The sequence below is a fragment of the Paraburkholderia bengalensis genome (assembly GCF_037126505.1).
Classification (GTDB): domain Bacteria; phylum Pseudomonadota; class Gammaproteobacteria; order Burkholderiales; family Burkholderiaceae; genus Paraburkholderia; species Paraburkholderia bengalensis.
This window is the reverse complement of record NZ_JACFYJ010000109.1, coordinates 1-22,641: the sequence shown is the minus strand read 5'-3', so window position 1 is coordinate 22,641 and position 22,641 is coordinate 1. Positions and strand designations below refer to the sequence as shown.

Sequence of the window (22,641 nt, the reverse complement as noted above, 5' to 3'; positions counted from 1 at the left end):
CGTGCCCTGCGGCGCGGCCGGACGGCGCGCGCCGCCGCCCTGTCCGGGCGCCCGTCCCGGCGGTTGGCTCGGTGGCCGTCCTCCCATTTGTGCTGGTGGCGCCTGGGGCGTCGGCGGACGCCCTGCGCCCTGCGCAGGCGGCTGTCCATGCGGCGGCTGACCCGGCTGACCCATCTGACCCGTTTGCCCCGGCGGCGGCCCCGATGGTCGACCGCCTTGCATCGGCGGCTGCCCAGCGCCAGGCACGCCGCTCTCCGGGGGCGGTGGCTGACGTGGCCCTGGCCGGTGTCCATGATCGGCGCCCAGTGGTCGCGGGATTTCGCCGGGCGGCGGCGCAGTCGGCGGCCGGTTGGGGCCAGCACCCGGCGGATGTCCTGGGGGCGGCGGTGGCCGGTTCCGCGGCGGATGATGCTCCCAGCGCGAGCGATCGTTGTACCAGGGACGCCCGCGATAGTAGCTGCCCCAATACGCGCCAAGCGAAAACGTGACGAGCGGAAGGCCGATCGCCGTGCCGTAGTTCATGAGGGGTACATTGCTTCCTTGGTACGGATACGTCAGGTATCCGCCGTAGACCCAGCCGCGCGCCTGCGGGATCGCCACGTCGCACCAGCTGTAGCCGCTTACACAGCCGTAGACGGTAACGGGCTGGCCCGCCGGCAACTGCGCGACGATCGGATAATCCTGCGCCGGTCCCGCGTACAGATAGGCGGACGTGCTCGTGTATGCCTCGGTCTGCGCGAGCGCCGCGCAAGACACGATCGACAGCCCCGCAGCCCACGCGGCAGCCGCGCAGGCAACCCGTATTCGCATCGCTTTCTCCTGGTGCCTGGGCACAACCGCAAGCGAATCGCATGCCTGACAGGAACTTGTCGATGGCGCTCGCACGCGAGGCGTTCACCTTCCCTGTTCGCTTGAGTGATGTCGGTAGTGGCGGGAACGACGGATGCCCGTGCGAAAAGCCATCGGCAACGCATCGGGAGCGCATCATGAGCCGCGAATGGAAAGCAGGTGACCGCGTCAGCTGGAACACGCCGCAAGGGATGACGACGGGCCGCGTGGTCCGGTCGATCTCGGCCCGCACGCATCAGGACGGGCATAAAGTGGCCGGATCGAAGGACGATCTGCGCTACGAAGTGGAAAGCGAGAAGAGCGGCAAGCGGGCGGTCCATCGCGCGCAAGCATTGCACAAAACGGGCGCACGCTGACGGGCGGTAGAAACCGCCAAAGGAAAAGCCCGCGAGCTTTCGCACGCGAGCGTTGATGGCGCGCTGCTTTAGTTGCGCAGCGCCCGGTGCGTGAACCCAACAGGCGGGAAAACAACAGGCGCTGACACGGCAGCAGCGCGAACCGCGCTCAGACCACTTCGAACAGCCCCGCTGCGCCCTGACCTCCGCCGATGCACATCGTCACGACGACAAACTTCGCGCCGCGCCGCTTGCCTTCGATCAGCGCATGGCCCGTCAGACGCGCGCCCGAGACGCCATAAGGATGGCCGACCGCGATCGCGCCGCCGTTGACGTTCAGGCGCTCGTTCGGAATGCCGAGCTTGTCGCGGCAATACAGCACCTGCACGGCGAAAGCCTCATTGAGTTCCCACAGATCGATATCCTCGACCTTGAGCCCCGTTTGCTTCAACAGCTTCGGCACGGCGAACACGGGGCCGATACCCATTTCGTCCGGTTCGCAGCCCGCGACCGCGAAGCCGCGAAAAATGCCGAGCGGCTGCAGGCCCTCGCGCTCGGCGACGGTCGCGTTCATCACGACGCAGGCCGACGCGCCATCCGAAAACTGACTGGCGTTGCCCGCCGTGATCACGCCGCCGGGCAGCGCCGTGCGGATTTTCGACACGCCTTCCAGCGTGGTGTCCGCGCGGATGCCTTCGTCTGCCGCAATCGTCACTTCCTTCGTGAACATGCGGCCGCTCGCCTTGTCAGCGATGCCGGCGAGCACCGTGATCGGTACGATCTCCTCGTTGAAGCGCCCTGCTTCCTGGGCCGCCGCCGCGCGCAGTTGCGACTGCACGCCGTATTCGTCCTGACGCTCCTTCGGGATCGAATAGCGCTTGGAGACGTTCTCCGCCGTCTGCAGCATCGACCAGTAGATCTCCGGCTTGTGCTCCATCAGCCAGCCTTCGCGCAGCATGTGCAGGTTCATTTCGTTCTGCACGCACGAGATCGACTCCACGCCGCCCGCGACGAACACGTCGCCTTCGCCGGCAATGACGCGTTGCGCGGCGAGTGCAATGGTCTGCAGGCCCGACGAGCAAAAACGGTTTACCGTCATGCCCGGCACCGACACGGGCAGCCCCGCGCGCAGCGCGATCTGCCGCGCGATGTTCGAGCCCGTCGCGCCTTCGGGATTCGCGCAGCCCATGATTACGTCCTCGACGCGCGCGGGGTCGATCTTCGCGCGTTCGACGGCGGCTTGCGTCACATGTCCGCCGAGCGTCGCGCCGTGCGTCATGTTGAACGCGCCGCGCCAGGATTTGGCCAGGCCCGTGCGGGCAGTCGATACGATTACGGCGTCAGTCATGCATGTCTCCTGATTCGACGGAAAGCCGCTCCAAGCGGGCTCCCGTCCGAGGTTTCCAATGAGTGTGTGAAGCTCGCGCGCGGGCAGGCGCAGCGTTCAGGTCAGCAGATCCGCCGACTGCACGCGTTCGACACCCGCTTTGCGCATGTCGCGCCAGGCGTTGTCGAGCGAACCGTTCAGGTCGATAGCGCGGGTCGCATCCTCGATGACGGTGACGTCGAAGCCCGCGGCGCGCGCATCGAGCGCGGACCACGCGACGCAATAGTCGGTCGCGAGCCCGCAGAGCCACACGCGCGTCACGCCCGTATCGCGCAGATAGCCCGCGAGGCCTGTCGGCGTGCGGCGATCGGCTTCGAGAAAAACCGAGTAGCTGTCGACATCCACGTGATGCCCCTTGCGGATCACCGCGCGCGCATGCGGAATGTCGAGGTCCGTATGCAGCGCGGCGCCCGGCGTGTTCTGCACGCAATGCACCGGCCACAACATCTGCTCGCCATAGGGCAGCGCGATCGTCTCGAACGGCTGGCGGCCCGCGTGATTCGCGGCAAATGAAACGTGCGACGGCGGATGCCAGTCCTGCGTCAGCACCACATGACCGAAGCGACGCGCGAGCCGGTTCGCGAGCGGCACGATCTCGTCGCCGCGCGCAACCGCGAGCGCGCCTTGCGGCATGAAGTCGTTCTGCATGTCGACGACGAGCAGAACTTCAGTGGCATCTTTCATCGCTGGTTCCTTTGCGCGTGTACGCTCGCCGATCCGGGCTCAGCTGTTGAACCCGCGCCCTTGCGCCGCGCGCTCGCCGATGCCCGAGGCAACCTGCCACGCGTCGCCGTTCGGCTGCGCCGCGTAACGGCGGATCGCGCGCTCGACGTTGTAGAGGCCGACGGTGTCCGCGTACATCATCGGACCGCCGCGCCACAGCGGAAAGCCGTAGCCCGTCAGATAGACCATGTCGATGTCCGACGCCTTCGACGCAATGCCCTCTTCGAGAATCTTCGCGCCTTCGTTGACGAGCGCGAACACGAGACGCTCGACGATTTCGTCATCGGAAATCTTGCGGCGCTCGACGCCCCTTTCCTTCGAATACGCGACGATCATCTCGTCGATCTGCTTCGACGGATACGCGTTGCGGTCGCCTGCCTTGTAGTCGTACCAGCCGCCCCCCGTCTTCTGCCCGAAGCGGCCTGTCTCGCACAGGCGGTCGGCGATCTTCGAGTAGTGCATGTCGGGCTGTTCCTGATAGCGGCGCTTGCGGATCGCCCAGCCGATATCGTTGCCGGCCAGATCGCTCATGCGGAACGGGCCCATCGCGAAACCGAACTTTTCGATGGCCTTGTCGATCTGCGCGGGCAGCGCGCCTTCTTCGAGCATGAAGAGCGCCTGGCGGATGTACTGCTCGATCATCCGGTTGCCGATGAAACCGTCGCACACGCCCGACACCACGGCCGTCTTCTTGATCTTCTTCGCGACCTTCATGACGGTGGCGAGCACATCCTTGGCCGTGTCCTTGCCGCGCACGACTTCGAGCAGCTTCATCACGTTCGCGGGACTGAAGAAGTGCAGGCCGACCACGTCCTGCGGACGCTTCGTGAACGCGGCAATCTTGTTCAGATCGAGCGTCGACGTGTTCGAGGCGAGAATCGCGCCCGGCTTTGCGACTTCGTCGAGACGCTTGAATACCTGCTCCTTCACGCCGAGTTCTTCGAATACGGCTTCGATGATGAGGTCTGCGTCTTTCAGCTCGTCATACGAGAGCGTCGGCGTGATGAGCGACATGCGCTGTTCGAGCGCTTCCATCGTCAGCTTGCCTTTCTTGACCGTGGTCTCGTAGTTCTTGCGGATCGTGGCCAGCCCGCGCTCGAGCGCGTCCTGTTTCGTTTCGAGCAGCATGACGGGCAGGCCGGCGTTGACGAAGTTCATTGCGATGCCGCCGCCCATCGTGCCCGCGCCGATCACGGCCACTTTCCTGATGTCGCGCACGGGCGTATCGGACGGCACGTCGGGAATCTTGCTCGCCGCGCGCTCGCCAAAGAACGCGTGACGCAATGCCTTGCTTTCGGGCGTCTGCACCAGCGCCAGAAAACACTCGCGCTCGACCTTCATGCCTTGATCGAAGCCTTTGAGCACGCCCGCTTCGATCGCATCGATGCACTTGTGCGGCGCCGGGAAATGTTTGGCGACGGCCGCGACGCTGTTACGCGCGAACTGGATGAAGCCCGCCGCGTTCGGATGCTCGATCTTGCGATCGCGAATCTTCGGATACGGGCCGCCTTGCGCCGCGACCTTGCGCGCGAACGCAAGCGCGCCTTCCATCAGATCGCCTTCGACGAGTTGATCGAAAAGCGGGGTGCCCGCGAGTTTTTCCGACATCACAGGCGCACCCGACACGATCATGTTGAGCGCCGCCTCCAGACCGAGCGCGCGCGGCAGACGCTGCGTGCCGCCCGCGCCCGGCAGAATGCCGAGCTTCACTTCCGGCAGCGCGATCTGCGCGCCGGGCGCAGCGACGCGATAATGCGCGCCGAGCGCGAGTTCGAGGCCGCCCCCCATCGCGACGCTGTGAATCGCCGCAACGACGGGCTTTGCGCTGCCCTCGACGGCCTTGATCACCGTCATCAGCGTCGGTTCCTGCAGCGCTTTCGGCGTGTTGAACTCGGTGATGTCGGCGCCGCCCGAAAAGGCTTTACCCGCGCCCGTCAGCACGATTGCCTTGACGGCGGGATCTTGCTGCGCGCGCGCGACGCCCTCGATGATGCCCACGCGCGTGGACAACCCCAGCCCGTTGACGGGGGGATTGTTCAGCGTAATGACGGCGACGCCGTCATGGGTGGTGTAGTCCACTGCCATCTGCCTGCCTCCATGCTATGCGGCCGCGCGCCTCGCGCGGCCCGGATGGGAACCTGCGGATCATTGTCCGCCGTTTCGTTGTTCCTTTTGCGATAGCAGGCAGAATACACAAAAAAGCACGATCGTTCAATTCATGCGCGGGCCTTTGCCTTGGGTGTAAACCCGAGTCCTACGACGGATCGCTTTTCGCGCGCGCCCGTTCGCGGGGTTCGTGAGCGTCGCCGGCTTCGTCGAACGGACAGTCGTCGATCGCGAGCGCCGACGGCAGCACGTGATCGCGGAACTGCTCGCGCAAGCGCAGCTTTTGCAGCTTGCCCGTGGCCGTATGCGGCAGTTCGTCGACGAACACGACATCGTCGGGAATCCACCATTTCGCGACCTTGCCTTCGTAGAACGCAAGCAGTTCGTCGCGCGTGACGTGGGTGTCCGGACGCCTGACGACGACAAGCAGCGGCCGCTCCGTCCACTTCGGATGCGAACACGCGATACACGCCGCTTCCGCGACGGCGGGATGCGCGATCGCGACGTTCTCGACGTCGATCGAGCTGATCCACTCGCCGCCCGACTTGATTACGTCCTTGCTGCGGTCGGTGATGTTCAGGAAGCTGTCGCGGTCGATGGTGGCCACATCGCCCGTCGGGAACCAGCCGTCGACGAGCGGCGACGTCTCGCCGCGAAAATAACGATCGATCACCCACGGCCCGCGCACATGCAGGTCGCCGAACGCGACACCGTCCCACGGCAGTTCGCGTCCGTCGTCGCCGACGATTTTCATGTCGACGCCGAACATCACGTGCCCCTGCTTTTCGCGCAGCTTGCGCCGGTCGTCGGGCGAGCGTTGCGACTGTTCCCACGTGAGCTTCGAGAGCGTGCCGAGCGGCGACATCTCCGTCATCCCCCACGCGTGGATCACCTCGACGCCGTACTCGTCCTGGAACAACTTGATCATCGTGGGCGGACAGGCCGAACCGCCGATCACCGTGCGCTCCAGCGACGAAAACCTCACGCCCGCTTCGCGCAGATGATTCAACAGCCCGAGCCACACGGTCGGCACGCCCGCCGAATACGTGACGCGCTCGGCTTCCATCAGCTCGTATAGCGACTTGCCGTCGAGGTCCTTGCCGGGAAACACCAGCTTCGCGCCCGTCAGCGGCGCGGCGTGCGGAATGCCCCACGCGTTCACATGGAACATCGGCACCACGGGCAACACGCAGTCGCGCGCGGACAGGCCCATTGCATCGGGTAGCGACGCACCGAACGCATGCAGCACCGTCGAACGATGCGAATACAGCGCGCCCTTCGGATTGCCCGTCGTGCCCGACGTGTAGCAGAGATTGGACGCGCAACGCTCGTCGATGGCGGGCCACTCGAACGCGCCGTCCTGCTGCGCGAGCAGGGCCTCGTAACTCGATACGGCCGTCGACATGCGCGGCATGTGCGCCTCGTCCGTCATCGCGATCCAGCCGCGTACGTTCGGACACTGCGGCGCAAGCACGTCGACGAGCGGTGCGAACGTGATGTCGAACATCACGTAGCGATCGTCGGCGTGATTGACGATGTAGGCGATCTGATCGGGAAATAGGCGCGGATTGATCGTGTGGCACACAGCGCCGAAGCCCGTCGTGCCGTAGTACGCCTCCAGATGACGGTAGCCGTTCCATGCGAGCGTGCCGATCCTGTCGCCCGCCTCGACACCCAGCGCGATCAGCCCTTGTGCAAGCTGCTTCGCGCGCTTTTCGCAATCGCGATACGTGTAGCGGTGCACGTCGCCCTCGACGCGCTTCGACACGATCTCCGTCGTGCCGAAGTGCCGCGACGCATGCGCGAGCAACGAAGGGACCGTGAGCGGCACGTCCATCATCTGTCCAAAGAGCGGCGTCGTCATACGCGTGGGTCTCCCTGTTGTGTTGTCTTGTCGTTCGAAAGCGTCGCTTTGACAGTGTTTGCGACGAAGGCCGCGCGACGGTGCGCAACGTGCCCGCGTACATCCAGATGCGCCCCCAAATGCGCGCCCGGCCGTGCGCCCCGATGCGCGGCAGTTGCGCGCCCTGCAGCGCGGCAGACGCGCATTTACAATATCGGTTATGAAAGAGGCGCTCAATATGTCGTTTTCCCCATGCAACGCAGGGTTATCCGGTCCGATGTCGACGGCGGCAGGCGCGCTCGACAACCAGCGCGAAGGCAGCTTCGCCGCACTCGGCAATGTCTTTCTGACCCGTCTGCCCGCGGCGCCGCTGCCCTCGCCCTACGTGGTCGGCTTCGCGCCCGAGGTCGCGGCGATGCTCGGTTTCGATTCGTCGTTGGCGAGCGCGCCGGGCTTCGCGGAGTTCTTCGCGGGCAACACGACGCGTGACTGGCCGTCCGCGTCGCTGCCGTATGCGTCCGTGTATTCGGGACATCAGTTCGGCGTGTGGGCGGGCCAGCTCGGCGATGGCCGCGCCCTGACGCTCGGCGAAGTCGAACGCGGCGGCGAGCGCTTCGAACTGCAGCTCAAAGGCGGCGGACGCACGCCCTACTCGCGGATGGGCGACGGACGCGCCGTACTGCGCTCGTCGATCCGCGAATTTCTGTGCTCGGAGGCCATGCATCATCTCGGCATTCCGACCACACGCGCCTTGTGCGTGATCGGTTCCGACCAGCCGGTGCGCCGCGAGGAAATGGAAACGGCGGCCGTCGTCACGCGGGTGTCGCCGAGCTTCGTGCGCTTCGGGCACTTCGAGCATTTCTATGCGAACGACCGCGTCGATGCGCTGCGCGCGCTGGCCGATCACGTGATCGACCGTTTCTATCCCGCCTGCCGTGAAGCGGACGACCCGTATCTGGCGCTGCTGAACGAAGCCGTTCTGTCGACGGCCGATCTCGTCGCGCAATGGCAGGCCGTCGGTTTCTGCCACGGCGTGATGAACACCGACAACATGTCGATTCTCGGCCTCACGATCGACTACGGCCCGTTTGGCTTTATCGACGGTTTCGACGCGAATCACATCTGCAATCACTCGGACTCGCAAGGCCGCTACGCGTACCGGATGCAGCCGCAAATCGCGTACTGGAACCTCTTCTGTCTCGCGCAGGGCTTGCTGCCGCTGTTCGGCGAGCGTTACGACGATGCGCAGCGCAGCGAGCGCGCGGTGCAGGACGCGCAACGCGTACTCGAAGGCTTCAAGACGCGCTTTGCGCCCGCGCTCGAGGCACGGATGCGCGCGAAGCTCGGCCTCGATACGCAGCGCGAAGGCGACGACGCGCTCGCGAACAAGCTGTTCGAGATCATGCATGCGAACCGCGCCGACTTCACGCTGACCTTCCGTCATCTGTCGAAAGTGTCGAAGCACGATGCAAACGGCGATTCGCACGTGCGCGATCTGTTTCTCGACCGCGCCGCTTTCGATGCATGGGCGAGCGACTATCGCGCGCGCCTCGCATTCGAGACCCGCGACGACGCCGCGCGCGCCGAAGCAATGAACCGTGTCAATCCGAAGTACGTGCTGCGCAACCATCTCGCGGAAGCCGCGATCCGCCAGGCCAAGGAAAAGGACTTTGCCGAGGTCGAGCGCCTTGCTGCCGTGCTGCGCCGTCCGTTCGACGAGCAACCCGAGCACGAAGCATATGCGGGGTTGCCGCCCGATTGGGCGTCGTCGCTGGAAGTCAGCTGCTCGTCGTGACGGGTCGCGGCGGGCGCGTCCGCGCCTGGCACCCGCCAGCTTGCGCGACCGCCCAACGCGCCTGCGCTACAATTCGAGCCCAGATAGCGTCGTGCGCGGCTTGACAGGTCGGCGGGACTGTCGGCGCTGTCGCGCCGAACGCCCGCCAGCGCGTCGCGGACTCGCGGCACTCGCCGGACTGGCCGCAGCCGCCTGATCAGCACGAATCCGCCGAAGTCAGCCGAATTCAATCGAACCGCCGCAAGCCGCGCGCACGATGCGCCCAATATTCTCCGGATTCCCGACCCGACAATGAAATTTCTGTTCGATCTTTTCCCGATCATCCTGTTCTTCGTCGCCTACAAGGTGTGGGGCATCTTCACGGCGACGGCCGTCGCGATCGCCGCCACGCTGGTCCAGATTGCCTGGGTCGCGTTTCGCCACCGCAAGGTCGATCCGATGCTGTGGGTGAGCCTCGGTGTGGTGACGGTGTTCGGCGGCGCGACGCTCGTGCTGCACAACGACACGTTCATCAAGTGGAAGCCGACCGTGCTGTACTGGGCTTTCTCGGTCGTGCTGGTCGTGTCCGCGCTCGCGTTCAACAAGAACCTGATCGAAGCGATGATGGGCAAGCAGATCCAGTTGCCGCACCGCGTCTGGAACCAGCTGACCTATGTGTGGGCGGTCTTTTTCGTGCTGCTCGGCATTCTCAACCTGTTCGTGGCGTACAACTTCTCCACCGATGCGTGGGTCAACTTCAAGCTGTTCGGCGCGACGGGCTGTCTCGTCGTGTTCATTGTCGGCCAGAGTTTGTGGCTGTCGAAGTACATGAAGGAAGAATGACATGAGCGACGCTTTCCTCCACGCCAGCCCTGAAGAACGCCTCGCGCTCATCGAGGCACGGATCACCGCGGCGCTCGCGCCCGTCGATTCGATCACCGTGCGCGACGACAGCGCGCTGCATGCGGGCCACGCGGGCGCATCGGCTGGCGGCCACTACGCAGTGACGATCGTTGCGGGCGCCTTTGCCGGCAAGGCCCGCGTGGCGCGGCACCGCATGGTGTATGATGCGCTGGCCGATGCCATGCAGCGCGGCATCCACGCTCTCGCCATCACGGCTTACACGCCAGAAGAATTCAATTCGCTGCCCCGTTAGGAAACTTCCGATGACCTTGAAAAACACCCGCTACTGGGTTTTGCTGGCTGCATTCGCAGCCGCGCCTGCATTCGCACAGAACATCGCCGTCGTGAACGGCACACCGATTCCGAAATCGCGCGCCGATGCGCTCATTCAGCAACTCGTGCAGCAGGGTCAACAGGATTCGCCGAAACTGCAACAGGCCGTTCGCGAAGAGCTGGTGAACCGCGAAATCCTCATGCAGGAAGCGATCCGCGAAGGCATTCCGGCGCAGGCGGACGTCAAGGCGCAGGTCGCCGTCGCGCAGCAGACGGTCGTGCTGCGCGCGCTGATCGAGAAGTACCTGAAGAAGAACCAGCCCACCGACGCCGAAGTGAAGGCGAAATACGACGAACTGGTCAAGCAGATCGGTGGCAAGGAATATCACCTTCACCACATCCTCGTCGACAACGAACAGCAGGCGAAGGATCTGATCGCGAAGATCAAGTCTGGTGCGAGCTTCGAAGACCTCGCGAAGCAGTTCTCGAAGGACCCGGGTTCGGGCAAGAACGGCGGCGACCTCGATTGGTCGGACCCGAAGGCTTACGTGCCGGAATTCGCGGCGGCCGCGGAAAAGCTGCAAAAAGGCCAGATGACGGATACGCCCGTTCATACCCAGTTCGGGTGGCACATCATTCGCGTCGACGACGTGCGTCAGACGCCGCCGCCGCCGTTCGAGCAGGTCAAGGCGCAAATCGCGCAGCAGATGCAGCAGGAAAAACTGCAGGCGTTCGAAGAGGAACTGCGCTCGAAAGCCAAGGTTCAATAAGCGCGCTCAATAACGCGTTCAGTCAGCGCGCATCTCCCGCCGCTCAATGAAAAGGCCGCCTTCCGGGCGGCCTTTTCATTTGGGGCTTTACGACACCTGCGCGGACCAGCGCGAAAAACTTCACGCCGCCCGCGCAGGGCAAACTATCAGCCGATCCACTTCCGCGCATTCTGGAACACGCGCATCCACGGGCTGCCGTCCGTCGCGCTGTCCTTCCATGCCTGCGGATGCCAGCTCATCTGCACGTTGCGATGCACGCGCTCCGTGTGCGGCATCAGCACCGTGAAGCGGCCATCCGGCGTCGTCACGGACGTGATACCCGCAGGCGAGCCATTCGGATTGAACGGGTACTGCTCCGTCGGCTGGCCACGATGGTCGACATAGCGCATGGCGACAGCGACGCGCGCCGCATCGCCCTGCTGCGAGAAGTCCGCAAAACCTTCGCCGTGCGCGACGGCGACGGGAATCCGCGAGCCTTCCATGCCGGCAAAGAAGATCGACGGCGACGATTGCACTTCGACCAGCGAGAAGCGGGCCTCGAATTTCTCCGACTTGTTGCGCGTGAACTTCGGCCATGCGTCGGCGCCCGGAATCATCGACGCGAGGCTGCTCATCATCTGACAGCCGTTGCAGATGCCGAGCGCGAATGTGTCGCCGCGTCCGAAGAACGCGGCGAACATGTCGGCCAGTTGCGCGTTGAAGCGGATCGTCTTCGCCCAGCCCTCGCCTGCGCCCAGCACGTCGCCATACGAAAAGCCGCCGCACGCGACAGCGCCTGCAAAATCAGCCAGCGTCGCGCGGCCCGACAGCAGGTCGCTCATGTGAACGTCGTGCGCATCGAAGCCCGCCCGATCGAATGCGTATGCCGTTTCGAGGTGGGAGTTCACGCCCTGCTCGCGCAGGATCGCGACGCGCGGACGCGCGCCCTTGCCGATGAACGGCGCCGCGACGTCTTCAACGGGATCGAACGACAGATGCGGCTGCATGCCGGGGTCCGACGCGTCGAGCAGCGAGTCGAATTCAGCGTCCGCGCACGCCGGGTTGTCGCGCAGGCGCGCAATGCGCCAGCTCACTTCGCTCCACGTGCGATGCAGTTCCGTGCGCGGTGCTTCGTAGATCTTCTTCGCGTCGCGCCAGATTTCCAGCGTGTCGCGCTCGTTCGGCTTGCCGATCACATGCGAGCACGCCGACAGACCATGCTCGCGCAACACGCCCAGCACGGCGTCACGTTCCGCGGCACGCACCTGAACGACCGCGCCCAGTTCCTCGTTGAAGAGCGCGCGAATCGTGCGGTCTTCGCGGCGGCCGCTGGTCTGCTTCGCCCAGTCCTTCGCGTCGCCGTAGTCGGATTCGTGATCGGGGTCGAGCGTCAGCATGTCGACGTTCAACGACACGCCCACGTGACCCGCAAACGCCATTTCGCAAACGGTCGCCCACAGGCCGCCGTCTGAGCGGTCGTGATAGGCGAGCAGCTTGCCGTCGGCGTTCAGCGCCTGGATCGCGGCGAAGAAACGCTTCAGATCTTCGGGATCGTCGACGTCGGGCACCGAGTCGCCGATCTGCTGCGTGACCTGCGCCAGAATGCTGCCGCCCAGACGCTGCTTGCCGCGGCCGAGATCGAGCGCGATCAGCACGGTTTCGCCTGCTTCCTTCTGGCTCAGCAGTTGCGGCGTCAGATGACGGCGCACGTCCTCGACGGGCGCGAAAGCCGAAATGATCAGCGACACGGGCGCGACCACTTCCTTCTCGACGTTGCCATCGGCCCACTTCGTGCGCATCGACAGCGAATCCTTGCCGACGGGAATGCCGATGCCAAGCGCCGGGCACAGTTCCATGCCGATCGCCTTCACCGTGTCGTACAGCGCGGCATCTTCGCCCGGACTGCCGCACGCGGCCATCCAGTTCGCCGAGAGCTTGAGCTTGTCGAGCGACGCGATGGGCGCCGACGCGATGTTCGTGACCGCTTCGCCGACGGCCATACGGCCCGACGCGGGCGCGTCGATCACGGCGAGCGGCGTGCGCTCGGCCATCGTCATCGCTTCGCCGCGGAAGCCCGCGTAATCCACCGTCGTGATCGCGCAGTCGGCGACGGGCACCTGCCACGGGCCGACCATCTGGTCGCGCGCCGTCGTGCCGCCGACCGAGCGGTCGCCGATCGTGATCAGGAACGACTTGCTCGCCACCGTCGGGTGACGCAGCACGTTGACGGCCGCTTCATGCAGCGCGATGTGCGTGACATCGACGGCAGGCAGCGGCGTCGATACGCGCTTGACGTCGCGATGCATGCGCGGCGGCTTGCCGAGCAGCACTTCCATCGGCATATCGACGGGCTGATGCGCGGCGTCGGCGGCGACTTCGGCATCGATCAGCTTCAGTTGACGCTCGGCCGTTGCCGTGCCCACCACAGCGAACGGGCAGCGCTCGCGTTCGCAGATCGCGGCGAATTCTTCGAGACGCGCGGGCGGAATGGCCAGCACGTAGCGCTCTTGCGCCTCATTCGACCAGATTTCGCGCGGCGACAAGCCGCTCTCTTCGAGCTGCACCTTGCGCAGCTCGAACAGCGCGCCCTTGTCGGCACCGTCGACGAGTTCCGGGAACGCATTCGACAGACCACCCGCACCGACGTCGTGGATGCTCAGGATCGGGTTGCCCTCGCCGAGTTGCCAGCATGAGTTGATCACTTCCTGCGCGCGCCGCTCGATTTCCGGGTTGCCTCGCTGCACCGAATCGAAATCGAGTTCGGCCGTGTTGGTGCCCGTGGCCATCGAACTCGCCGCGCCGCCGCCCATGCCGATGCGCATGCCGGGACCGCCGATCTGGATCAGCAGCGAGCCAGCGGGCAGATCGTGCTTGTGCGTGTGCTGGTCCGAAATGTTGCCGAGACCGCCCGCGATCATGATCGGCTTGTGATAGCCGCGCACCCGGCCCGCGACGTTCTGCTCATACGTGCGGAAATAGCCGCCGAGGTTCGGACGGCCGAATTCGTTGTTGAACGCGGCGCCGCCGAGCGGCCCGTCGATAATGATCTGCAGCGGCGACGCGATACGGTCGGGGCGGCCGTACACGTCGAATTGATCGGCGGCGTTGCGATGCCCGATGGGCTGCGTCGTGTCGCGGGCGTTTTCCCACGGCTCGCGCGCGTCAGGCAATTCGAGGTTCGACACCGTGAAGCCCGTGAGACCCGCCTTCGGGCGCGCACCGCGGCCCGTCGCGCCTTCGTCGCGGATTTCGCCGCCCGCGCCCGTCGCGGCGCCGGGGAACGGCGAGATGGCCGTCGGGTGGTTGTGCGTCTCCACCTTCATCAGCGTGTGCGTCAATTCCTCATGACGCCCGTAACGCTCGCCCGGCTCGGCGCTGCTGCCCGCCTTGCGCGGGAACCAGCGCTCGGCCATGCCGCCCTGCATGATCGACGAGTTGTCCGAATACGCGACGATCGTGCCTTGCGGATTGAGCTTTTCCGTATTGCGGATCATGTTGAACAGCGACATGTCCTGCGCTTCGCCGTCGATCGTCCAGCTCGCGTTGAAGATCTTGTGGCGGCAGTGCTCGCTGTTGGCCTGCGCGAACATCATCAGTTCGACGTCGGTCGGATTGCGGCCGAGCTTCGTGAAGGCGTCGACCAGATAGTCGATTTCGTCTTCCGCGAGCGCGAGGCCCAGCTCCGCGTTCGCCTTTTCGAGCGCCTTGCGGCCGTCCGTCAGCACGCCGACCGTTTGCAGCGGCTTGGCGGGCAGTTCGTCGAACAGATGCATCGCGTGATCGCGCGACGGCGCCACGCTCTCGGTCATGCGGTCATGCAGCGCGGCGGCGACCGCTGCGCGCGCTTCGTCCGACAGCGCCTTCTTGCCGCCGAGCAGACCGCTCTTCAGCACGACCGTGTATTCGACACCGCGCTCGATGCGGCGCACGTGCGTGAGGCCGCAGTGATGCGCGATGTCGGTGGCCTTGCTGGCCCACGGCGACACCGTGCCGAAACGCGGCACGACGAGGAAGGTCTCGACGGCGCCTTTGTCCTTGCCTGCGTCGAACGGATCGCCGTAATGCATCAGCGCTTCGATCTTCGCGCTGTCTTCCGTCGAAAGCGGCGTCTGCGCGTTCACGAAATGCAGATACTGGCCGCGCACGCCGACGATGCTGGCGTCGATGCGCGACAACGTATCGAGCAGGCGGGTTTGACGGAAATCGGAAAGGGCCGAAGCGCCGGGGAAACACGAGAAGTGAGCCATGGACTTGACGTTGCGTCGATCGGTTGCGTCGCTGGGTACCGCGCGCGATTGCGTTGGGACGGCTTGGGCAATCGTTCGGACAGCCGCGCGTGGCGGCGACGTGAGGCGTAAGGAAGTCCGAGATTATAACCCGGGAAGGCCGGGCAGGCCTGCCCGCCGAGACCTCCCGCGCGCATTGCCGGCCCGTTTCTGCGGCCTGCGCACGACGCCACGGCCGCTGCGACATCAATTCAAGATGAAATTGTCCGCGTTTGTGGCAGGCGCCGCGCGCGCACTTTGCAGGTGCATGCGCCGCGTTTCACAGCCCGATGCAGCGATTCTTCCTATGCCGAAGCACGGTGTGCCGGGCGGGTCGTTTGGCTGCTATCATTCCGCCTTTCATCAGATCGGCGCCGCCTGAATTGTCGGGCTGCGCCGCATGTCACGGAATACGCCTCGCTCCCATGCGCGCCGCGGGCAACACGAATTAACCATGGATGTCATCGTCATTGGCGGCGGGATTGTCGGCGTCGCCACCGCTTACCAGCTTCGCGCGGCCGGTCACCGGGTATGCGTCGTCGAGCGGCACGCCACCGTCGCGCAAGGCGCCACTTACGGCCACGGCGGCACACTGCTGCCCACCCCGCTCGACGTCTGGTTTGGCCCGAGCTTCATGCAGCACCGTCAGGCGGCGAAAAGCGGCGTCATCAAGAAAACCGGCTTCAATGGACAAGTACGCGATTTCGTCCGCAAGCTGTCGGCGCTCGCCGAGCCCGACGCGTTCAAGAAGCAATACGCGCTGCTGCGTCCGCTGATTGAAGCGGCGCGCGAATCGCTGGCTGACATCGAACGCCATTTCGATCTCGATTTCGAGCAGTCAAAAGGCCAGCTGTACCTCGTGCGCAGTCCGCAGGACTGGGAGCACACGCAGCCCGCGCTCGAACTGCTGCGCCAGTTCGAGGTGCCGCATCATGTGCTGGGTCCGCGGGAATGTCAGGGCATCGAGCATTCCGTCCCGCTCGATCCGCATTTCGCGGGTGGCGTGCTGTTCGACGACGAAGGCACGGCGAACTGTCCACTGTTTGCCAAGCTGATCAAGCAGACGCTCGATACGCAAGGCGGCGTGCAGTTCCAGTGCGGCCGCGAAGTGACGGGCATCCGCCTCGACAATCAGCGCGCGGCCGTCGAACTCGCGCCCGCGAACGGCGAAGGATCGCGTTCGCGCGAGGTCGATGTGATCAGCGCCGACGCCGTGGTAATCGCGGCTGGCGTCGGCAGTTTGGCGCTGCTGGAGAAGCTCGGCCTGAACCTGCCGCTGCACCCGCTGCGCCTGCACAATCTCGTCGCGCCGATCGCGCGCGAGGAATTCGCGCCGCATACCACCGTGATCGACGCAGTGAAACGCATCACAATCACGCGCAGCAATCACCGCTTGCGGATCGCGGGCGGCGCGGTGCTGCAAAGCGCCAGTCAGACAAAGCAGCCGCTGCCCGAACCGCTGACGAAGGAAGCGCTGGCGCTGCTCAGCCAGGCCACGCACGACTGGGTCCCCGGTTCGGCGCGCATTTCGGCGGCGCTGCCCTGGGAGGGTGTGAAGCTGCTTTCGCCTGACGGCCTGCCCGTGACGGGTAATGCGCTGCATCCGCGGCTCTTTGTGAACGCGGCGCACGGTCCCGTCGGCTGGGGCCTCGCGTTCGGCTCCGGCAGGCTGATCGCGAGCCTCGTCTCCAGCGCGCCGTCCGATTTGCCGCCCGACACGATCGCGGCCGTGCGGCCCGAACGCTTCAGCGGATAACAGGGCCGGTCGTTCGTCCTATGCCTTCGGACTAGCTGGCATCGGTACGCCCGATGCCACTAACATGGACGTACCCACTTGCTCTGGTACGTTTGCCATGACCGATGCTCCGCTGCCCCCCCCCTCACGCCGCTCACGCCATTCTCGTCAGTCCGCACGACCGGCCGTTTGCGCTTCTGAGCGTCGCCGAACTGCGCGAACTCGAAAAGAGCGCCGAAGCAACCTTGCCCGCGCACACGCTGATGGGCCGTGCCGGGCATGCTGGCGCGCGCTTTTTGCTAGAACACATGGCGCACGACGGCTCGGCCGATCCACACCTTCCCGTGTGGATTGTCGCGGGTCCCGGCAACAACGGCGGCGACGCGCTCGTCGTCGCGGCGCAATTGCGGCGAGAAGGCGTCGCCGTGGAAGTCTGCATGCCGGTCGACGTCAAGCCCGACGACGCCCGCTGGGCGTTGAGCGAAGCGCGCGCGGCAGGTGTCGCGATCTCGAACGCGGCACCTGCGTCGTTCGACGGTTATGGCTGGCTCGTCGACGGCATGTTCGGCATCGGGCTCACGCGTCCGCTCGAAGGCATTTTTGCGTCGATCGCCCAGCAGTTGTCAGCGCGCTCAAGAACGCGCGGCCGCGTGCTCGCGCTCGACGTGCCCAGCGGACTGGACAGCGATACGGGCAACGTCGTCGAGGGCGGCGCCGCCGTGCGCGCAAGCCACACGGTGAGCTTCATCGGAGCGAAACCGGGCCTCTTCATGGCGTCGGGGCGAGATCTGGCGGGCGACGTGACCGTCGCATCGATCGGCGTTGAAGCTTCGCGCGAGCCGGGCGCACGGCTGAATGCGCCCGCCCTCTTCGTCCCGCATTTTCCGCCGCGCGACTATGCGACGCACAAAGGCACGTTCGGCAGCATCGCGGTCGTCGGCGGCGACACCGGCATGTGCGGCGCGCCGATTCTCGCTGCTCGCGCCGCGCTATACGCCGGGGCGGGCAAGGTTCACGTCGCGTTTCTCGGCACGGGTAGTCCGCCGTACGATCCTCCGCATCCTGAGTTGATGCTGCATCCCCTCGACGACCTGCCCCTCGCCGAGATGGACGCGCTGTCTATCGGTTGCGGTATGGGCAAGCGCGAGCGAGCGATCCAGGTGCTGCGCGACGTGCTGCCGCTGGATGTGCCGAAATTGTTCGATGCCGACGCGCTGAACCTGATCGCCGGGCACGCCGAACTCACCAACGCCGTGAAGCAGCGCGGCGAATCGGCCGACGATCCCTGCGTGCTGACACCGCACCCTCTCGAAGCGGCCCGCCTCCTCGGCACGGATGCGAAAACGGTGCAACGCGACCGCCTCGCCGCCGCACGCGCGCTCGCAGCACGTTACGCGAGCGTCGTCGTGCTCAAGGGGACGGGCACGGTGATCGCATCGCCCGACGGGCGTGTCGCCGTCAACCCCACGGGCAACGCCGCGCTCGCGACGGGCGGCACGGGTGACGTACTCGGCGGGCTGATCGGCGCGTTGCTCGCCCAAGGGCTACTGCGCTACGAGGCGGCGCTCGCGGCGGTTTTTCTGCACGGTCTGGCCGCCGAAGCGCTCTCGGGGCGCGGCAAAGGTCCAGCGGGACTGACCGCGGGCGAACTGGCGCCCATGGTCCGCAAGCTGTTGAACCGGCTTGTCTACCCGCGCTTCGACTAACGCGCCCGCGTGCGCGCCGCGCATCCCGCTATGTGGCTTGCAGGACCGACTCTGCCCGCTGTCATCCTGGCCCGCTATACTGATTGACTCGTCGCCGCGCCGTTCGATCGGTCGCGGCGCGAACCGCAGACGCCCGCTGACGGGGCACGAGACACGCCGCCGCGCATCCGGCGACCGGACCGCTCAGCCAACTGTGCGTCTGCAGATCACCCCCGGCACGCCTGCTGCGCGGCCGGCCATTCGTTTTTCTTCGTTAGACGGACGGTTATGACTCTCAACTCGCTCCCCGCCTGGAACTCGCTGCAAACCCATTACGGACAGATTCGCGATGCGCGCCTTCGCGACTGGTTTGCACCCGAGAATGATCCCGCGCCGACCCGGGCCGAACGATTCACGTTCGCCGGCGGCGGTCTGGCAGCCGATTTTTCGAAGAACCGCATCACTGACGAAACGCTCAAGCTGCTCGTGCAGCTGGCGCGCGAGGCCAATGTCGAGAAGCGTCGCGACGCAATGTTCGCAGGCGACATCGTCAATCCGACGGAAGGCCGCGCGGTGCTGCACACGGCGCTGCGCGCCAGCAACCCGACGGCGCCGTTCTACGGCAAGATACAGGCCGAGCGCGCCAAGATGGCCGCATTCGCCGACAAGGTTCGCAGCGGCGAATGGAAGGGTTATACGGGCAAGCGCATTCGCCATGTCGTGAACATCGGCATCGGCGGCTCGGACCTCGGGCCGAAGATGGTCGTCCATGCACTGCAGCATCTCGCGACGCCGGACATCTCCACGCATTTCGTGTCAAACGTCGACGGCGCGGATTTGTACCGCGTGCTCACGCAGATCGATCCGGAAGAAACGCTCGCGATTATCGTTTCGAAGACGTTCACGACGCTCGAAACGATGACCAACGCCAATTCGCTGCGCGACTGGTTCATCCAGAAAGGCTGCCCGGAGAGCGACCTGGCGAAACACTTTGTCGGCGTGTCGGCCAATCCTGCTCAGGTCGTCAAGTTCGGCATCGCACAGGACAACGTGTTCGAGATGTGGGACTGGGTCGGCGGGCGCTATTCGCTGTGGTCGGCCGTGGGCCTGTCGATCATGATCGCCATCGGTCCGAAGCAGTTCGACGAACTGCTCGCCGGCGCGAGCGAAATGGACGAACATTTCCGCACTGCACCGCTCGACCGTAATCTCCCCGTGCTGATGGGCATGATCGGGATCTGGTATCGCAACTTCTTCGGCTCGCAAAGCTATCTGGTCGCGCCCTACTCGGAAGCGCTCCACTTCCTGCCTTCGTATCTGCAGCAGCTGGAGATGGAGAGCAATGGCAAGCAGGCGTGTCTCGACGGCTCGTTCGTGACCTACGACACGTCAGCCGTCACGTGGGGCGAGCCCGGCACCAACGGGCAGCACGCATTCTTCCAGATGCTGCATCAGGGCCCGACAATCGTGCCAATCGATTTCATCGCCGTGCTGACGCCCGAACACCCGCTCGTTTCGCATCATCCGAAGCTGCTGGCAAACTGCTTCGCGCAAAGCGAGGCGTTGATGCTCGGCCGCACGCGCGAAGAAGCTGAGAAGGTGGCAGGCCCGGACAAGCCGGAACTCGTGCCGCACATCATGTTCCCCGGCAACCGTCCCACGACGACGTTGCTCGTCGACGCGCTTACCGCCCGCTCGCTCGGCGCGTTGATCGCGCTGTACGAGCACAAGGTGCTGGTGCAGGGCACGGTATGGAACATCAATTCGTTCGATCAGTGGGGCGTCGAGTTGGGCAAGATTCTCGGCAAGGTCGTCGAAGCGGATCTGACTGCCTCGACTGTCGACGAAAAGAAGCATGATTCGTCGACCTCGGCGTTGATCGCCCGCGCTCGCGCGGCATTGAAGCGCTGATCTGACTCGGCCAAATCTCAGAAGCAAACGGGGCCGTCCCTGCTGGACGGCCCGTTTAGTGTTCTAAGGCGTGCATCTCAGATCAGCCGTCCCGCTTCGATCGTGACAGTTGTGTCGCAGCGGCGCGCGAGTTCGACGTCGTGCGTGACGAGCACCAGCGTGGCGCCATTGGCGCGATTCATCTCGAACATCAGATCGATCACGGCGTGCCCCGTCGCGGCATCGAGACTTCCCGTCGGTTCATCGGCGAAGAGAATGGCGGGATGTGTGGCGAATGCGCGGGCCAGCGCGACACGTTGCTGCTCCCCACCCGACAGCAATTTCGGATAATGCCCCATCCGTTCACCCAGCCCCACCTGCGCGAGCAGTCTGCGTGCACGCGCGTGAACCTCGCGTGAAGGCAACTCGCCTCGTAGTTCGAGCGGAAGCGTGACGTTTTCGAGCGCCGTCAGATGAGGCATCAGCTGGAAGGACTGGAAGACGAAACCCACCGATCCATTTCGCAGCGCGGCGCGTCCATCTTCGTCGAGTTCCATCAACTCGCGACCGAGCAGACGAACCGACCCCGACGTCGCGCTGTCCAATCCCGCGAGCAGGCCGAGCAGCGTAGACTTGCCCGAACCCGAGGCGCCGACGATCGCGACACGGCTGCCCGGCTGAATTGACAGGTCGATGTTGTCGAGGATCGTCAACTCGCCCGTCGCATCCTTAACCCTCTTGCACAAACCCCGCACTTCGATGACTGGATCGGATTTCTTTGGCATGGTGAAGCGTAGGTTGAAAGTGCGCGCCGTTGTGTCGTTGATGGCGCTAACCACGGCATGTGTTTGCGTCGGATTCGCCGCGACCAATTCCGCGTCCGCTCACGCTGCCACCAACGCGGGGCCGTCCGCCGCTGCGGCAAACGGGGCCGGCAGCAATGCGCAACAGTCGAAGCCGACGATCGTCGTGCTCGGCGACAGCATTTCCGCCGAATACGGCCTGCCGCGCGACACCGGGTGGGTTTCGCTGATGCGCCAGCGTTTGTCGAGTGAACGGATCGATTATAACGTTGCGAACGCGAGCATCAGCGGCGACACCACGAGCGGCGGACGCGCCCGCCTGCCCGCCTTGATGCAGCGGCTCAGGCCGTCCGTCGTGATCGTCGAGCTCGGCGCCAATGATGCGCTGCGCGGCGTCCCGCTTAGTACGACGGAAGACAATCTGCGCACGATCATCGAACAGGCGCAGCAAGGCCACGCGAAGGTGCTGCTCGTCGGCATGTACGTGCCGCCCAATTACGGCCCGGACTATACGCAAAAGTTTCATGGGTTGTATGGTCAACTGTCCAAGCAGCTTCGCGTGCCGCTCGTTCCATTTCTCTTGGCTGGAATCGAAGACAAGCCGGACATGTTCCAGGCCGACCAGATTCATCCGACGCAACGGGCACAACCCCTGCTACTCGACAACGTGTGGCCGGCGCTGAAGCCGCTGCTCCACACCTCGCCGCAATAAGAGTGCGCCCGGGCGTGACCGTGCGCTAACAACTTGTTTCCGAATAGTGGGGAACGTGTCCAGGCATGGTCGATCAGACAGATTCGCCTGAATTCGACAACCGGCTCTACTTGAGCGATTTCTGGAAGGAGATAACGTGAAATACTTACCGATTATCGCTATCGCTGTCGCCATTTCCGCTTGTGCAGCACAGCCGCCTGCTGGCGTGCAGTCCGTTGGCACGAGCCAGCAGCCGCCGAAGGTCGTCGGCCAATGCATCGCGAAGAAATGGGCTGACCGGTCGCAGCAACAGGTCGTCGCGCAGGATACCTTGGCCAACGATCAGGCGATGGACGTCTATGTCCCCGGCCAGCAGCCGCCGAATGGCGCGGCAGCCGTCGTGCGCCCGAACTATCAGGGCTCTGGAACCTGGGTCGGCTTCCGTGCGGCCGGTGGCGCCGGCAGCGATGCAACGGGCGACATCAGCGCCTGCCTGTAACGCTTCAGAACGGTCGTCATGAAACAAAAAGCCCCGCAACTGCGGTAATGCCGTTCAGTTAAGGTCTTTTCTGAGGTACCGAACGGTGTAACGTGAAGGGCGGGATTTGACGACCCGGTCGCATGCGCGGC

Annotated in this window: 17 protein-coding genes; 10 read left to right on the top strand and 7 right to left on the bottom strand. The window is 64.9% G+C overall.

Annotated elements, in window-relative coordinates; genetic code table 11:
• A partial coding sequence (locus H3V53_RS36805) for an SH3 domain-containing protein (protein WP_336602031.1) occupies positions 1-810 on the bottom strand: 810 nt, incomplete at its 3' end.
• Positions 811-872: 62 nt separating this feature from the next.
• On the opposite strand from H3V53_RS36805, the gene H3V53_RS36800 reads away from it, so the two are divergent.
• Entirely contained in the window at positions 873-1,205 is a 333-nt protein-coding gene (locus tag H3V53_RS36800) for a hypervirulence associated TUDOR domain-containing protein (protein WP_336602030.1), read from the top strand.
• A 148-nt stretch (positions 1,206-1,353) separates the two neighbouring features.
• Here H3V53_RS36800 and H3V53_RS36795 read toward each other — a convergent pair whose 3' ends face one another.
• The 4 genes from H3V53_RS36795 to H3V53_RS36780 all read right to left on the bottom strand — a co-directional run bounded on the left by H3V53_RS36795 (position 1,354) and on the right by H3V53_RS36780 (position 7,264).
• Positions 1,354-2,532 (bottom strand): acetyl-CoA C-acyltransferase, encoded by a 1,179-nt coding sequence (locus H3V53_RS36795; RefSeq protein ID WP_336602029.1) that lies wholly within the window; start codon positions 2,530-2,532, stop codon positions 1,354-1,356.
• 96 nt (positions 2,533-2,628) lie between these two features.
• Entirely contained in the window at positions 2,629-3,255 is a 627-nt protein-coding gene (gene pncA / locus H3V53_RS36790) for a bifunctional nicotinamidase/pyrazinamidase (protein ID WP_336602028.1), read from the bottom strand.
• Between the two features lie 39 nt (positions 3,256-3,294).
• Positions 3,295-5,379, bottom strand: a complete 2,085-nt coding sequence (locus H3V53_RS36785; protein ID WP_336602027.1) for a 3-hydroxyacyl-CoA dehydrogenase NAD-binding domain-containing protein — start codon at positions 5,377-5,379, stop codon at positions 3,295-3,297.
• Between the two features lie 169 nt (positions 5,380-5,548).
• Positions 5,549-7,264, bottom strand: coding sequence for a 3-(methylthio)propionyl-CoA ligase (locus H3V53_RS36780; RefSeq protein WP_336602026.1), 1,716 nt, complete (start codon positions 7,262-7,264; stop codon positions 5,549-5,551).
• Positions 7,265-7,520: 256 nt separating this feature from the next.
• Here H3V53_RS36780 and H3V53_RS36775 point away from each other — a divergent pair, with 256 nt between their 5' ends.
• From H3V53_RS36775 to H3V53_RS36760, 4 genes are all read left to right on the top strand, one after another.
• Positions 7,521-9,038: a protein adenylyltransferase SelO gene (locus H3V53_RS36775; RefSeq protein ID WP_473766670.1), complete on the top strand. Its 1,518-nt coding sequence runs from the start codon at positions 7,521-7,523 to the stop codon at positions 9,036-9,038.
• 291 nt (positions 9,039-9,329) lie between these two features.
• Complete coding sequence (locus tag H3V53_RS36770) at positions 9,330-9,860, top strand: septation protein A (protein ID WP_054926678.1); 531 nt, start codon at positions 9,330-9,332, stop codon at positions 9,858-9,860.
• A 1-nt stretch (position 9,861) separates the two neighbouring features.
• Complete coding sequence (locus H3V53_RS36765) at positions 9,862-10,173, top strand: BolA/IbaG family iron-sulfur metabolism protein (protein WP_054926677.1); 312 nt, start codon at positions 9,862-9,864, stop codon at positions 10,171-10,173.
• A 10-nt stretch (positions 10,174-10,183) separates the two neighbouring features.
• Positions 10,184-10,963 (top strand): peptidylprolyl isomerase, encoded by a 780-nt coding sequence (locus H3V53_RS36760; protein WP_336602024.1) that lies wholly within the window; start codon positions 10,184-10,186, stop codon positions 10,961-10,963.
• Between the two features lie 146 nt (positions 10,964-11,109).
• Here the strand turns inward: H3V53_RS36760 and purL are convergent, their stop codons facing one another.
• Positions 11,110-15,189, bottom strand: a complete 4,080-nt coding sequence (gene purL, locus H3V53_RS36755; RefSeq protein ID WP_336602023.1) for a phosphoribosylformylglycinamidine synthase — start codon at positions 15,187-15,189, stop codon at positions 11,110-11,112.
• Between the two features lie 472 nt (positions 15,190-15,661).
• On the opposite strand from purL, the gene H3V53_RS36750 reads away from it, so the two are divergent.
• The 3 genes from H3V53_RS36750 (at position 15,662) to pgi (ending at position 20,538) form a co-directional block, all read left to right on the top strand.
• Positions 15,662-16,963 (top strand): FAD-dependent oxidoreductase, encoded by a 1,302-nt coding sequence (locus tag H3V53_RS36750; RefSeq protein ID WP_336602022.1) that lies wholly within the window; start codon positions 15,662-15,664, stop codon positions 16,961-16,963.
• A 104-nt stretch (positions 16,964-17,067) separates the two neighbouring features.
• On the top strand, positions 17,068-18,648 hold the full coding sequence (locus H3V53_RS36745; protein ID WP_336602021.1) for an NAD(P)H-hydrate dehydratase: 1,581 nt from the start codon (positions 17,068-17,070) through the stop codon (positions 18,646-18,648).
• 267 nt (positions 18,649-18,915) lie between these two features.
• Positions 18,916-20,538, top strand: a complete 1,623-nt coding sequence (pgi, locus tag H3V53_RS36740; protein ID WP_336602020.1) for a glucose-6-phosphate isomerase — start codon at positions 18,916-18,918, stop codon at positions 20,536-20,538.
• Positions 20,539-20,615: 77 nt separating this feature from the next.
• Here the strand turns inward: pgi and H3V53_RS36735 are convergent, their stop codons facing one another.
• Positions 20,616-21,302, bottom strand: coding sequence for an ABC transporter ATP-binding protein (locus tag H3V53_RS36735; RefSeq protein ID WP_336602019.1), 687 nt, complete (start codon positions 21,300-21,302; stop codon positions 20,616-20,618).
• On the opposite strand from H3V53_RS36735, the gene H3V53_RS36730 reads away from it, so the two are divergent.
• The gene (locus H3V53_RS36730) at positions 21,301-22,032 is read left to right on the top strand and encodes an arylesterase (RefSeq protein ID WP_336602018.1); all 732 of its coding nucleotides are present in this window, start codon (positions 21,301-21,303) and stop codon (positions 22,030-22,032) included. The genes H3V53_RS36735 and H3V53_RS36730 overlap by 2 nt on opposite strands.
• Before the next feature lie 136 nt (positions 22,033-22,168).
• Positions 22,169-22,510 carry a hypothetical protein gene (locus H3V53_RS36725; RefSeq protein WP_336602017.1) on the top strand — a complete coding sequence of 114 codons (342 nt, stop codon included), beginning with the start codon at positions 22,169-22,171 and terminating at the stop codon, positions 22,508-22,510.
• Positions 22,511-22,641: the final 131 nt, after the last annotated feature.

Bases quoted from the DNA above. Each gene is read 5' to 3' on its own strand.
- H3V53_RS36800 (WP_336602030.1), top strand. From the start codon at position 873: ATGGCGCTCGCACGCGAGGCGTTCACCTTCCCTGTTCGCTTGAGTGAT.
- H3V53_RS36795 (WP_336602029.1), bottom strand. From the start codon at position 2,532: ATGACTGACGCCGTAATCGTATCGACTGCCCGCACGGGCCTGGCCAAA.
- pncA (WP_336602028.1), bottom strand. From the start codon at position 3,255: ATGAAAGATGCCACTGAAGTTCTGCTCGTCGTCGACATGCAGAACGAC.
- H3V53_RS36785 (WP_336602027.1), bottom strand. From the start codon at position 5,379: ATGGCAGTGGACTACACCACCCATGACGGCGTCGCCGTCATTACGCTG.
- H3V53_RS36780 (WP_336602026.1), bottom strand. From the start codon at position 7,264: ATGACGACGCCGCTCTTTGGACAGATGATGGACGTGCCGCTCACGGTC.
- H3V53_RS36775 (WP_473766670.1), top strand. From the start codon at position 7,521: ATGTCGACGGCGGCAGGCGCGCTCGACAACCAGCGCGAAGGCAGCTTC.
- H3V53_RS36770 (WP_054926678.1), top strand. From the start codon at position 9,330: ATGAAATTTCTGTTCGATCTTTTCCCGATCATCCTGTTCTTCGTCGCC.
- H3V53_RS36765 (WP_054926677.1), top strand. From the start codon at position 9,862: ATGAGCGACGCTTTCCTCCACGCCAGCCCTGAAGAACGCCTCGCGCTC.
- H3V53_RS36760 (WP_336602024.1), top strand. From the start codon at position 10,184: ATGACCTTGAAAAACACCCGCTACTGGGTTTTGCTGGCTGCATTCGCA.
- purL (WP_336602023.1), bottom strand. From the start codon at position 15,189: ATGGCTCACTTCTCGTGTTTCCCCGGCGCTTCGGCCCTTTCCGATTTC.
- H3V53_RS36750 (WP_336602022.1), top strand. From the start codon at position 15,662: ATGGATGTCATCGTCATTGGCGGCGGGATTGTCGGCGTCGCCACCGCT.
- H3V53_RS36745 (WP_336602021.1), top strand. From the start codon at position 17,068: ATGCTCCGCTGCCCCCCCCCTCACGCCGCTCACGCCATTCTCGTCAGT.
- pgi (WP_336602020.1), top strand. From the start codon at position 18,916: ATGACTCTCAACTCGCTCCCCGCCTGGAACTCGCTGCAAACCCATTAC.
- H3V53_RS36730 (WP_336602018.1), top strand. From the start codon at position 21,301: ATGGTGAAGCGTAGGTTGAAAGTGCGCGCCGTTGTGTCGTTGATGGCG.
- H3V53_RS36735 (WP_336602019.1), bottom strand. From the start codon at position 21,302: ATGCCAAAGAAATCCGATCCAGTCATCGAAGTGCGGGGTTTGTGCAAG.